Annotated in this window: 7 protein-coding genes; 3 read left to right on the top strand and 4 right to left on the bottom strand. The window is 50.0% G+C overall.

The features are described from left to right. Window positions 1-12: 12 nt before the first annotated feature. The 4 genes from ACO6UY_RS12285 to ACO6UY_RS12270 all read right to left on the bottom strand — a co-directional run bounded on the left by ACO6UY_RS12285 (window position 13) and on the right by ACO6UY_RS12270 (window position 11391). Entirely contained in the window at window positions 13-1419 is a 1407-nt protein-coding gene (locus ACO6UY_RS12285; protein ID WP_422490123.1) for an ankyrin repeat domain-containing protein, read from the bottom strand. A 6-nt stretch (window positions 1420-1425) separates the two neighbouring features. Beyond that, window positions 1426-1794, bottom strand: coding sequence for an RING finger domain-containing protein (locus ACO6UY_RS12280; RefSeq protein WP_422450081.1), 369 nt, complete (start codon window positions 1792-1794; stop codon window positions 1426-1428). A 366-nt stretch (window positions 1795-2160) separates the two neighbouring features. Beyond that, window positions 2161-3624, bottom strand: a complete 1464-nt coding sequence (locus tag ACO6UY_RS12275) for a peptide MFS transporter (protein ID WP_422490093.1) — start codon at window positions 3622-3624, stop codon at window positions 2161-2163. A gap of 417 nt (window positions 3625-4041) precedes the next feature. After that, on the bottom strand, window positions 4042-11391 hold the full coding sequence (locus ACO6UY_RS12270) for a hypothetical protein (RefSeq protein ID WP_422490091.1): 7350 nt from the start codon (window positions 11389-11391) through the stop codon (window positions 4042-4044). A 34-nt stretch (window positions 11392-11425) separates the two neighbouring features. On the opposite strand from ACO6UY_RS12270, the gene ACO6UY_RS12265 reads away from it, so the two are divergent. The 3 genes from ACO6UY_RS12265 (at window position 11426) to ACO6UY_RS12255 (ending at window position 13872) form a co-directional block, all read left to right on the top strand. Further along, complete coding sequence (locus ACO6UY_RS12265; protein ID WP_422461413.1) at window positions 11426-11593, top strand: hypothetical protein; 168 nt, start codon at window positions 11426-11428, stop codon at window positions 11591-11593. A gap of 171 nt (window positions 11594-11764) precedes the next feature. Next, entirely contained in the window at window positions 11765-12802 is a 1038-nt protein-coding gene (locus tag ACO6UY_RS12260) for a CNNM domain-containing protein (RefSeq protein WP_422450078.1), read from the top strand. A gap of 35 nt (window positions 12803-12837) precedes the next feature. Next, window positions 12838-13872: an imelysin family protein gene (locus ACO6UY_RS12255; protein ID WP_422461415.1), complete on the top strand. Its 1035-nt coding sequence runs from the start codon at window positions 12838-12840 to the stop codon at window positions 13870-13872. Window positions 13873-14195: the final 323 nt, after the last annotated feature.

Here is a 14195-nt window from a genome sequence, read left to right as displayed (position 1 = left end):
TTGCGGTGATTTTTAGCATTGTCTTACTGTTTTTTTTCGGACATGAGCACCGGTGGTTCTCTTCTTGAGCTTTGCAGCGCAGGCAATCAGGACATCAACGGCTGCCTGCTGACCTTGCTGGGTTGCATATTTGAGGGGCGTAAACCCGTCTTTGGTTCGAGCTCTGACGTCTGCACCTTTGTCAATCAGAGCAACAATGGCATCCAGCTGGCCTTTCCCGGCTGCATAGTGGAGGGGCGTAGCCCCGTTTTTGGTTCGAGCGTCGACGTACGCACCTTTGGCAATCAGAGCATAAATGGCTTTCTGCTGGCCTTTCTCGGCTGCATAGTGGAGGGGCGTATATTTATTTATATTCCCGGCATTAATATCCGTACCTTTGGCCACCAATTCGTCGACGAGCTTCCAATCACAGGCCGCAGCGGCACACGCAAGCACTGTTGAACCTAAATTATTACATGGTGCATTAACATCAAATCCAGCATTAACAAAACTCTTGATCATTGGGACATTTATCTTTTTATTGTCGCTGGCCCTTTTTAGGGGTGTAACCCCGTCTTTGGTTCGAGCGCTGACGTCCGCACCTGCGGCAATCAGAGCATCAATGGCTTCCTGCTGGCCTCGAGCGGCTGCATAGTGGAGGGGCGTAAACCCGTTTTTGGTTCGAGCGTTGACGTCCGCACCTGCGGCAATAAGGGCATCAATGGCTTCTGGCTGGCCTTGAGCGGCTGCATAGTGGAGGGGCGTAAACCCATTTTTGGTTCGAGCATCGACGTCCGCTTTTCTGGCAATCAGTTCATAAATGGCATCCGGCTGGCCTTTCTCGGCTGCAAAGTGGAGGGGCGTATATTTAGTCTTTATATTCCTGGGGGCGTTAATATCAGCACCTTTGGCCATCAATTCGTCGACGAACCCCCAATCACAAGCCTCAGCGGCACACACAAGCATTGTTGAACCTAAATAATTACACGGTGCATTAACATCAAATCCAGCATTAGCAAAACTCTTGATCATTGAGAGACTTAACTTTTTATTGTCGCTGGCCCTTTTTAGGGCCGTATCTCCTTCCTCGGTTCGAGCGTTGACGTTCGCACCTCTGGCAATAAGGGCATCAATGGCTTTCCGCTGGCCGTTCTCGGCTGCACAGTGGAGGGGCGTCCTCCCGTCTGTGGTTCGAGAGTTGACGTCCGCACCTGCGGCAATCAGGGTATCAATGGCTTCCTGCCGACCTGTCTCGGCTGCACAGTGGAGGGGCGTCCTCCCGTCTTTGGTTCGAGCGTTGACGTCCGCACCTGCGGCAATAAGGGTATCAATGGCTTCCTGCCGGCCTGTCTCGGCTGCACAGTGGAGGGGCGTCCTTCCGTCTTTGGTTCGAGAGTTGACGTCAGCACCTCTGGCAATCAGAGCCCCAATGGCTTCCAGCTGGCCTTAAGCGGCTGCACAGTGGAGGGGCGTCCTCCCGTCTTTGGTTCGAGAGTTGACGTTCGCACCTCTGTCAATCAGAGCACCAATGGCTTTCTGCTGGCCGTGAGCAGCTGCATAGTGGAGAGGTAACCCCGTATCGGTGATAATACAAATATCACGACGACACAATGGGCAAGTTGGATTTTTACTTGTCTTCAGCCATTTCTTAATACACGATGTATGATAATAATGATTGCAAATATTGACAGAAACTCTCCGGGAGCCGGTTATATCGTCCAGGCAAACAGAACACTGCTTCACAACGTCGGCGTGTATGGGTACAGGAGAAATGCGTTGAATAAGGTTATAACGTATGCCTGATAAGATACTCATTCCATTTAGACCTTCCTTGACGCAAAAAGTTCTATAAATTCCACACTATTGCTTATTCCACTCATAAGAAAGGAAGAATAAAAGGTGTTTCTTGCCGCTGATAGTTGGCTCAGGTTTTATCTTCAACAGTACAAGTGGCAGGGTTTGATGGTCAGGAAGATTCCTTAAGAACTATAGCGACCCACTGCCTTGGGAAGTTAAAGACAGAACCGCTGTGGTGAGCGTTACAGAAAAGACGCAGCTTGACTGCGTCAGGTGTGAGATCATGAGATGAGCACAAACAAGCTGATACGTCTCGAAATGCGGTTCGATGGCATCAAAAATGGAAGTTTGTGCTGCTCCATGATGAGTTCAGTGGATAACCAGTTATTGCCTGAGCGGTGTCTGGGACGCAGAAGTCAGATCTTCTTCAGGCCGATTTGCACTGTCCAGCATCTTGCGAATAACAAAAGAAAACACCTGGGCAATAATCACCATCGCCACCGCGGCTGCTGTCAGCATGGCAAAGTAGTCACCGTAAACACCCTGAACAAACTGCTGGGTGATTTCCTGTCCTTTTTCCATGGCAATACTGCCGGAGATCACCGCACCGATGATGCCAGACAGAGCCATGGCAATGTAGAACAGGGACACGGAGAAACCCTCAATCTTCTTGGGTGTTACCGAAAGAATAAAGGCAACCACCAGAGAACCTACAATCACTTCACCAAAGGCCAGGAAACCGTGGATCACCAGGAATACATCCGGGCTGATAATAACATCGGTATCAATGCCTTTAACTGCCATGGTCAGAATACCAAACGCAATAGTCACCAGTACGAAAGAGATGGATACTTTGCTGGCAGTAGACAGGTTAATACCACGCTTCTCAAGAGCCGTGAAACTCGCGGCAATGGCCGGACCTGCAACAATACACCACAGAGGGTTCATCGCCATGGATGCCTCTGGAGCCAGAGGGATAAAGCCAAGCAGTTCACCACGCATGGTATTGATAGTCACCATGGTCATGGAAGTCATCATCTGGCCGTAGTACACAAAGAATGCAGTCGCCAGAAATGCCATGATCAGGATGGTACCCATTTTCAGAGCATCCGACCGACTGGCTTTGAACATCAGGGAGATGAAATACAACAGTGCGGTACCACCAATGGCGTATACAACGTACTTGCCGGTATCCATGTCGGAGAACATGAAGAACACCATACCGAGCATGATAACAGACAGCGCCAGGAAGATAGCAATGTTCATAGAGCTCAATGGCTGCTTGTCGATATCTTCACCAATCTCGACCAGTGGCTTGTGGAAAATAACCAGCATGGTAACCGCCAGAGCCGCCATGATAGAAGAAAGAGCAAAACCACCTTTAAAGCCAATAACCAGCACCAGCATTGGGTACAGATATTGACCCAGCAGGGCACCTATATTGTTAACCGAGTAGTTAATCGGGTAGCAGTTTTCAAAGTCTTCCTGAGATTTGAAAGTACGCTTATAAAGGCTTGGGTAAGAAGGAGACATCAGGCCCCGGGCATAACTGGCCAGAGCAATCCCCAGCAGAGCCATTGGAGCATTGGTGATGGAAGCACCAAATGCCAGCAGCGCGTAACCTGCTGCGAATGCCATGTAAGCCAGCGTCAGTGAGCGTTTGGCCCCCAGAAATTTGTCAGCAATGAAGCCACCGGCAATGGCGAACAGAGGGCCTATGGAAGAGAAGGCACCAACAATCATCATGGTGTCTGCTTCACTGTATTGCAGCTCTTCAAGGAAGAAACGGGTCAAAATGACCATTACGCCATAAAAAGATAAGCCAAACATCATTTGGCAGAACATCATCGACTTGTTCAGTTTATTCCACATAGAAACTCTCTTTATAATGAGTGCATTCAGACGAGGGGAGCGACCTTCCCATTCCCCATCACTCCAACAACGTTGAACTGAATTACCAACACACAAAATAATTTTCTATGCACTTTCGTAGTATTAGAGTTTTTACTAATCAAAAGCAAAAGAAGTACAAGAAAAACCCACTAAAAGTATGAAAAACCACACTTATAAACCAAAAAACGAGATCGATTACACTAAGTAAAGGTAAATACAAGCGATTGAAGGGACGCAAGACTAAAGCTGGCCTATGGCTGACAAGCGTTGAACAAAGAGTCCATGGGTTGGTGGTTCAAACACAGAACAGTAGTCACTTAAATGGATAGATGCTTAAAGTCTACCGCAGAAGCTGAACAGCACCCACCCACTTCAGCTTTGAACCCCCAGGCTTTCAATATATTCATCATAAATCTTTTGGACATCTTCTGACCTGATAACCACCAGATCCTCGCTATCCATCATTTTTTTGATTCTGGTGTTTTCCAACATTTCTACATTGTCTTTCTGTTTGGCAACATACTCAGAGACATGCTCAGCAACGTAGTACTTATCTGTAGCAAAGACCTTATCATAGTTGAGTAGCAGATTTTTAACGTGAACCGTGCTTGTTGGTTTAACCACATGGAACGGTCTGAAATTGAGAGTCATTCTTCCGGCCAGACCAATGCTCATGGGTGCCTTCAAAGATTGGGCACGCTTGTAAAGATAGTGGGCAAAACGGGTTTGAGTCTCTTCCGGCTGGTTGCGGGTATCGATAAAGCCATTGGTCATCAGGAAGAGAGGCTTACCCACCTGGGACTGGCTTGAGGTCACTTTTCTGTAGGCAGGGATCCCATGGAGAAGACGACTGATATCGGGTATTCCATCTTCTGGCTGATCAGTCCACTGCTCAATTTTGGCAGAAGCGCCCAACAACGTTTCAAAGGTTTCCGAGCACCCGGTGGGCAGGGTGTCTTCATCTATCTCCGTCACCATCTCATTGAGCTCTTGGGTATAACGCCTAGAGAAAGAGAAAGGGAGTTCATTGTTCTTCCAGAGATCATACCAGTTTTCAATATTCTGGTTGGCAAGCATTCCCAACGATGGGACATTTGCTTCGATCCAGCGCCACTGTTTGAGATTTAGAAAGAGATTAAATGAATAGTCTACTCTGGGTTTAAACCACTTTTTTTGGACAATAAAAGCCGCCAAAACAGAACACCATCCGATACTGGCCTCTTTTTTTTCAATGCAGTGCTTCAAGTGCTTAGTCAGTACCGATTCGAGGAAACCCCACATTTTCCGCGTAGGATGGTAGCGAGACGGTGCATCAAGTTGATGTTGAGCATATTCAATATGTTCCAAAACCTGCCTGCAGTCATCTGAACCCGACTCAGCCATTTGATTCAAACCAGCCAATAATGACTCTTCCACCTGCCTTTGTTCTTCAACGAAGGAGCTGTCATATTGTTTGCAGGTTGACAAGCGTTCACATCCCTGACTAAAGCCTTCCAGATTGGCTTTTTTGAAATGCCCTACTACCCCGGGGGCTAAAGCAGTAAGGGAGTACTGGTCAGTCTCCCGTTCTGCGAAATCATGAACATCAATTTTTGGAAAATAAGGGTTGTGGCCATGAATATCCTCTTCCGAATAAGCACCGCCCAAATCATAGGTTTCCCAATCATGGCCATTCCAGACTTCTGCCCAGACATGAATCTCACTTTTAACAATACGGCAGGTGATACCAAAATATTGCATAATAAACTTGAAAACAGGTGCACGGTGCCTGCAAGCGCCAACAGCCTCTGAGAGCAGAATCTGTGCCAAATCATCTTTGATCTTAAGGTAACTTTGATTGTCAAACTGACGACAATATTCCGCTGCTGCGGCAATGCGCCCCTGATCATCCGTTGCGTTGATAATATCCAGTACCAACTGCTGCTTATCGGTCAGCATTGTTATGGGGGCGTGTGCAGCTGCCCGCACCGTATTGAACAGGACATCAACGCGATGCCTGACCGGTTCCGGACAATGGTTGCCTTGTGGAGAGATCAGGTCATCACGCTGATTACGATCATGGGATTTGAACAGTTCTGCCGGGAGGCAACAGTATTTGTTTTTTTTCTGAGTCTCTACTGGTTGAGTATCATGCACTTTTCTGACATTGGCTTTTTCAAGCAGACCAGCGTCACCGCATTTTTTGCTCAGTTTATAGTGGACATGAATACTGCAGTTGATGATTAAACCTGAAAACCGAATCCAGTGCTGGCCAGTATAGTTATCCAGGAATACCTGGTGAGCCCGCACCGGCTCCGTTCGAAGTTCAGTTATCTCCTCCCTGGGTTGCCTGCCGGGCAGAGGAAACAATTTATGGCCAGGTCCAACCTTGATCGTATGACACCCATAAGATTCCCACGGATACAGTTGAACTGTCGTATTTGGAGCCATTGCCTCAGGAAAGACCCTGATTAAATCGCTCTTTCCGGGTGTCCAATCCTTCGTGTAAATATTGCCTTCACCGGTCACCTGATAACGAATGACATCTAACCGATATTTCACGATGTCCTCACCGTAGAATGTTCTTTCCCTCCTTACAGGCTCGGATTGAGACCCGCAACACCCAATGACCGTTCTGGTTTCTATGGATTGGTAGCCATTCCCACCATCTCTCCAACCCACACGTTGCTGGGGCTGCTCTCTAACAGGAGACGTCACATTACCGTCAAGTTTCTTGCCAGTTGTTCGACGCAAGTAAGGCAAACACCGTGCAATGGCAAGAGCGGGAAGACAGCAAACCACCACAACCGGCAGACAGGCAGGCTTCAGATAAGCCTCCCAGACTGAAACTGGCCTGTCGATGTCCACTTGCAGGTCACCGCGCAATAAGCGCTCCCAGATCTCTCTTTCTGAAAAAATATGTCGGAACCCATTCAGGTACATCAGAGCATCCATGTGCCCGGCTGAAACCTGCAACTCGGCAGGACCAGCCTTAAAGCCGCTGAGCTTAAATACCTCCGAAGGTAGAACGTCGCTGTCTTTTATGCGTGCACGAAACCACTGTCGCTGCTGCATAACATAGAGCGCCTTGCTTTGATTATCACCACCGACTCCCAGATCATCTGGCATATCGGTCTCGTGCCGCCATAACCACTGGGCAGTCCGCTTGATAATTTCTGCCCTGGCATCGCTATCCGACAGCTTCTCATCAATAACGAGTTCCCGTGTCTGCGTGACACCAAAACCACCGGATGTTGAGCGCTGGATAAATAATGGTCTGTCCAGGTCGGGAATGGTTTGAAAAAGCCAGCGGCATAACCCGTGATCGTAACGATGACCATCTACCGTTGCTGGTTGCTCTGGCATTGAATCCCGAAGGAAACCAGCAACCTCCTCTTTGGCGATTTTTCCGGCTGCCATATAGAGGAAGTAATGCTGACAGAATAATGCCGTTAAATCCGATTGTGCCGTGACTGCTGCCGCGAGCTTTTGCAGATCACGGCAAACCGGGAACAGGGCCTGCCCGGATTTTTTTAACCGTTGGTAAACGTAACAATGCAGGGCGGCAATACGCTCAGCGGTTTGATCCGGGTTTTCCGGGGGTAATAATTGCCGGGCAATCCTGCGCAGCTCCTGCTCATTGTAATCATCGATTCTGATAATCCGGAAACGATCATTAAGTGCCGGTGAAAATGCGCTGCGCCCGCTGTATTCCGGTGGGTTGGTGGTGGCAAAAAGGTGGAAGCCGGGTGTGCAAGGCTCGGTCAGTACATCATTGAGTTCACCTTCAAGGTCGGCACTGCTGATCATGTTCAACTCTGAAACCACCAGAACCGTCCCTTCCTGCTGGGCTTCCCTGATGGCTTGCTTCAGTTCAGCCCAGTCACAGTCTCCGGCATTGAAGTAACGGACATTGGTGGGCCTGCCCGTCTCACCACTGGCATCCCACATATCCAGCAGCAACTTCAAGGTTGCGTCCTTGCCTCTGCCGGCCGGGCCTTCAACCAGTGTCGCCCTGCGCCCTGAATGGCGAACGCCACTTTCATGCTCAAGACGGAGGCGATCAAGATCCTGGGCCAGCGTCTGCATTAATGATTTAACGGACTGTGATGATGTATCAAATTCAGGTTTTGCCCGGTTAACATAGCGACAGAATGTGTCGTAAAGCTGATCAAGACGCAGGTCGTATCCTGTCACAGTGGCTGGCAGTTTGTGGGCCTCATAGCGGTGCTCAAACCACAGCTTTAAAATCTGGTAAGACGCCTGAGTCTGATTATTCAGTGAGTGAGCGATGACACTGTCAAACCCGTTCCAGACCATATCATCGAGCTGGGTTTGCGTGACACGCCTGCCGCTGTAATGGAGCTGACAGGCGATCCAGCCACAGACGTCGGTGAGATCCCGGGGGCTGAAGACCCGGTCCGGCAGCAGCAGTTTCAGTTGCTTTTGCAGCTCCATCACCGTGTCGGCAGTCTGCCGGGCCGCAGTGTCATCCAGCCCTTTTAAAGAGGCCCCATAAAATAGCCTGTTCAGTGTCGGCAAGACCACCTGTTCTTTCAGGAACTCAGGGCTTAAAGCGGGATAGTGAACCCTTATACCCCGATCCTGCAGGACCGTTTGCTCACTGCGGCCGGAGTAGGCACCGGGATTACAGGTGAACACAACCCGGTGTTGAGGTGAAATGTCCACTCTTTCGGAACCACAGAATATATGGGGATTTGCCGACCAGATACCGGCCAGCACGTTATCCAGAAGATTAGCGGCAAGATTCGCTTCATCCACCACCAGGGTCACCATCGCACCGGGTCCGGGCTCTGTTCTGGCCCATTTCAGGATAATTCCCGCCTGCTCTGTCATCTCACGGTCATCACCCTGAGGTTGCCAGACCCACCGTTTGAGGAGATGGCTCTCTTCTGCGCTGGGGCCAATCGTCAGGGTAAACGTGGGACCTGACAATTTTGCCGCCTGATGGGCGAGATAGCTTTTGCCCGTACCGGTGGTGCCCTCAAGGGTGATCAATTTATTGCCACGGATTCGTCGTTTGAGTCGGGCCAGTCTCCTGAGTCCCCTGCTATGCTGGGATATGCGTTTTGAGAGTATTTGCTCCAGCACCGACGGATCATCATCACTGATATTAATAAATTGCCGTTCCAGCAAGCTGTGGATCAAATTCCGCTGCTGGTTTGCGGAGGCATTTTGCTGGATTCTCAGAATCCGGGTGGAGAGGTTCTCCAGTCGCGTCTGAACCGGAATACTCTGTTGCTTCCGAAAATCCCAGCCGGCGTACAGGGCATTGTTCAGAATCCGGGTAATGACGGATGAGCGGCAGGTCGCCTCAGGCAGTGTATTTAAGAGTTCATCATCACACCCAAGTCTTTTTTTCAGCGTTCGCTGGTAAACTCTGGGGGCGTGGCGACATAGCAGCGCGATCAGTGTTTTCCTGTGGCCAGGCTGGTTATAATCAAGCGCCATTGGCTCAGGGTGTGAGAAAAATCCCTCGCCGAACAGTTCAACCAGCTCCCATCCGTTGCTGGTAATATAGGCACTGTTGATCAGGTGACCATCCCCAAGAACTGCGGTCAGTTTATCAATATCCACCCAATAGCCATTCGGGTCGGGCCATATTTGCCGGGTAATTGACTTTGCGAACGCTCTGACTTGTTTTTCTTTTCTGGCGACATGTGTCACCAATGTTGCAACGGCTTTGCGGTAGTGGACAGGAAGCGCTTCGGTGCCGCCCTCCTCCGCGACGATGGCATTGGCTTCGTTGAGTACCGATTGCACCAGGGCATCCGACAACGCTGGCCAATTAATAGTGGCAAACCTTTCCGGCAGCGTCCTTAAAGCACTGTGCAGTTTTTCCAGACCCTCTTTCAGCTTGTTCCAGGCTTGGGAGTGTTCAGGAACCGGCGGCGTCACGGCCACTTCCCGGGCAATTGCACTGTGCCATACCGGCGATTCCGTCCTGACACCTTCAGGCCATACCAGATAAATTCTGGAATTCGCCGGTATCTGCTCTTTACTGCCATTGACAAAGAAGTGGCCCGGTTTCAACAGCAGGGTTTCCAGCTCAAGTTGCAACCTGGGGTTTTGCTCCAGGCCACACAAGATAACCGGTTTATTTGACTGCAAAGCCTTCATCAAGCCGGACCAGCGGAATCCGTATTGGTATCTGGCTTCAGAGGCTATATGTGGGTTATTAACCAGCTGTGTCAGGGTCGTTTCAGGATTGACACGGACAATTTCAGCCTCCGGGTGTCTGTTGAACAGATCATTCACCAGTGCTTCGTGATCCTCACTGCGCTGGATCCGGATCATTGGCTCAAATGCGTCACCCGCCAATGGTGGCGAACTGTCAGGCCTGGCAGGAAAAAAAGACGGTGGTTGTCTGGTTTCGAGCAATGTCAGCGGAACTTTCGTTTCTTTTTCTTCCATCAGCATTGTGAGCCGATGAAGTAATTGCGTCCACTGCGCCTCCTCCAATGACGAGGTCACCACTATTGACCCTCCTGCCTGAATGGCTTCTTTCAGAGGATGGTGCTCGCAACTCTCTCCTTTGTCGTTAATCCCCACTGTGCTCAGCCAGCTTTTAACATTAGCGGAATTGATGGTGATAAGCGGACCGTCAGGGATATTGGCTAGCAGCCTGATACTGCCAAGGAGCCGGGACCTGTCTTCCCCCCCGGATTGTCTGACCCGGAAGAACATCTCTTCCGGCAGTGACAGTTTTTCTCCCTGTGCTTCGATTTCCCGGGTGATTTTTATATTACGCAGCGCCTGGGTAAATGCCGGATCCCTTTCGGGGGCATCGGTTATCCACAGTTTTTTAGGTGCCTCTCTCTCAATGGCTCCCGCCTCCCAGCCGAATCCATGATCGGCCTTAACACCGTAGCTCCCGAGCAGTGTTTGCCGCCAGGGAACACTGCCGTGACACAAATTAATGGAGAACTTTTCATGTTCATGGGCCGGGTTATTGTCATCCGGGGCGCAGGGAGAGATATCAAGAATAGAGCGGTGTGCTTCAGGAACGCTGGTGAGGGATGCCAGCTTTTTCTGATAATCCCAGGTATTGTCTACCCGGTTTATGCGCCGACAGGTATCGGCACCCAATGAAAAGGTATTACCGGTATGAAGCTGCTTTTTTTGCACCAGGACCAGTATCTCAACATGACTGCCTAATCTGATTTTATTTAATGCAGGGCTTTCCGGGTCAAGCAGGTCATTGAGTGCCACGGTATCGCTGGGGTGCATCTTCTGTAAATCAACCACCAGCTTGATCGGGCGACTGTTGTCAAATAACTTGCCGGGTGAACGCTGGCATTTGCCACCACCTTCCAGATGAATACGCTGGCGCAGGTTGTCCCTGGACAAATCTTCAAAACTTTGAATCAGGTGAATCTCAGCACCGGCCTCACCATTTTGTGCACGTTGATACTCAAAGGTAGACAGCCTGTCCAACAGTGCATCTACGTCATCATCAGGTGGCATGATGACACAGTCAAACTTCACCGGGTTGGCGGTATCCGCTCTCTTTTTTTCCGTTGCGGCAATATCAAAGCTATGAATTGGTCGTCTTTCACGGCCCGGGCCACTGGAAGAAGTATCATCTTCCGGTGACATCTGAAGAAATGGAGTGTATTCATCAAATAACTCGTCACTTGATGATGAATTGCCAACAGCCGGAGGACTGGAGGGGAAGATACCTCCAAGGAATAAACCGGAAATTCTTTCGAAAACATTCATATCCGCAAGTCTTCTCCAGTCAGAAGCTGGCCAAATGATCCATACAATTCATTTTGACCACAATTTAGCAAGAATGTTCCGTATCTTTACACGTTACTTCGACCCGACGTTAGTCACGGCGGATACTGCGATAGCCGTTATGGCGGTGGTGGCTTTGGTTGCGACGGCGGTGATGGTGGTGGGTGCGGTGATGAGTGAGTAAATCCCGCAAATTTCAACACTTACAGATCGTGGTACCTTAATGTATGCAGATGTAGCACCCTGTAGCGGGCAACCGGAAATCCGATTCAATGTAATATTCGGAAATTTCTATCGCCAAAGATTAAATTCTCAGGCTAGAATAGCATTCCCTTGATTACCTTTGGAGCCATGCGTGGTTACGCTTGTTGCGTATGTTGTCATCGCTATTGCGGTGTCCTTCGTTTGTTCGGTGTTTGAAGCCGTCCTACTCAGTATCTCCCCGGCCTATGTGGTTAGCCTTGAGCAGAAAAACAGCAAATGGGCAAAGATTGTCCGTGAGCTGCACGATCATATTGACCGCCCTCTGGCCGCTATCCTTACCCTGAATACCATTGCTCATACCATTGGTGCGGCAAGTGCGGGTGCCCAGGCGGCGAAAGTCTTTGGTGATGCCGCTGTTGGAGTTTTTTCCGCCGTGCTGACCTTACTGATCCTGGTATTGTCTGAAATTATTCCAAAAACCATTGGTGCGTCCTGGTGGCAATCCCTGGTTCCGGTCATGGCCGTTGGTGTGCGCTTTATGGTTAAGCTGCTACTGCCCATTATCTGGATCACCGAGTTACTGACCAGCAAGCTGAGTCCGAAGGACAAAACCAACCCTTATCTGCGTGATGAAATTCAGGCGATGGCTGACCTTGGCTTTCAGGTGGGTGCACTGCAGGGTGTCGAGTCTGAGCTGATGAAAAACATGCTGAAGTTTCGTGATCTCCAGATTGTGGAAATCATGACGCCTCGCTCAGTGCTGTTTTCATTACCGGAATCTACGACCACTGACGCTTATATGAAGGAGTTCACCGGTTCCAGCTTCTCGCGTATTCCTGTGTACGGTGAAGACCCGGATGATATCAACGGCTTTGTCATGAGAAATGACATTCTGCTTTCCCATCTTCGGGAAGGCGGCAGTACCAGACTGGAAAGCCTGAAACGTCCGATTATTGCCGTGCTGGAAAAGGAGCCACTGCCAAAACTGATGGCAACGTTCCTGGAAAAACGCAGCCATATCGCCATGGTGGTCACCGAATATGGCGATATCCGTGGTATCGTGACACTGGAAGATATGATTGAAACACTGCTTGGCCGCGAAATCGTCGATGAAAGTGACGAAGTGGTGGATATGCAGCTGGCAGCAAAAACCAAGTGGGCGCATCGCCTGACGGCAACCGCTTCCTGACAGCCTTCTTCCATAAATCGGGCAGTTCATAATTTATGAAATACCTGAAACTGATCATGCTGTCGGTGGGCTTGAGCGGGTGTGATCAGTTTTTTCCTGAAACACCGGATTTATCCCGTTCGCCCATGACCGTCTTGCTGGAAGACCAGATCCAGCCACGTTATACCAGCCTGGTTTCTGAGGCATCGAACCTGAGAAACCTTGCCTCGGAATTCTGCCTTAATCCGGATAACAAAAATTTCGGGCTCTTGCAGCAACAGTGGCGTACGACCATGTTAAGCTGGCAGTCAGCGGAAGCGGTTAGCCAACTGATGCTGGAAGAGAATATGGAAGGCTGGCGTTTTCAGTTCTGGCCAGATAAGAAAAACCTGACCGGCCGCAAGGTTGAAGCACGGCTCAAAAGTGCAGCCCCTGTGCCATTACGGTCAGACAGCGTTATTCTCCAGGGGCTTTCCGCTTCCGAATACCTGCTCTTCGATTCCCGGGCCAATGATGCCCTGGCCTTGAAAAAAACCGAGTATTGCCAGTTTCTGATGGAAAACACGGAAGCACTGTTTGCCAACAGCATGGAGTTGCAGCAGAACTGGGAAAAGTCCGGTAACTATTCCCTCAAGTTGATGGCAATGGAGCGAGGCCAACATGCCCTGGGCCTGGATGGCTGGGTGCTGAACAGCCTGGATGCCCAGACTTCACGGCTGAAACAAGAGCTGGCCCTGCCCCTGGGGAAACATCGCACCAACCTTTTTCTGGCGGAATCCTGGCGCAGCCAGCAGTCGCTGGAAAATATCCGGACGGTGCTTGCAACCGCTGATTCGCTGGTCACCCTGGCCATTGAACAATCCGTTAATCCGGAACAGGCGGCGTTGTGGCAAGGCATTGTTCAGGTGCTGGACCGTGTCTTATCAGCCATGCAACACCTGCCTTATGATTTCACCACCGCGATTGAACAGGGAAGGATTGAAGAGCTTTATCAGCTGAAAGAGCACATTAACGCACTTAGCCAGCAGATTGTCACAACGGCGGGCAGGCTTCAGGTGCCTTTGGGTTTTAATTCGAGTGATGGGGATTAGTACATTATTTCAATGCGTTGATGTGTCCAATCTCCGTTCACCCTGAGCGGAATCGAAGGGTGATTGGCACAGTCTTTATTCAGGGCATGGAGCTTACGCCCTTCGACTCCGCTCAGGACGAACGGAGTTTGGGCGTCATTGATAGAGAAAACCCATCAAATACATTGGAACCGTGTAACCGTGCATTATTTCAATGTGTTTGATGTGTCCAATCTCCGTTCACCCTGAGCGGAGTCGAAGGGTGATTGGCACAGTCTTTATTCAGGGCATGGAGCTTACGCCCTTCGACTCCGCTCAGGACGAACGGAGTTTGGGCGTCATTG

This window comes from Endozoicomonas sp. ALE010 (assembly GCF_049310165.1).
Classification (GTDB): Bacteria; Pseudomonadota; Gammaproteobacteria; order Pseudomonadales; family Endozoicomonadaceae; genus Endozoicomonas.
The sequence above is the reverse complement of the archived record's forward strand: the minus strand, read 5'-3'. Positions and strand labels throughout refer to the sequence as shown.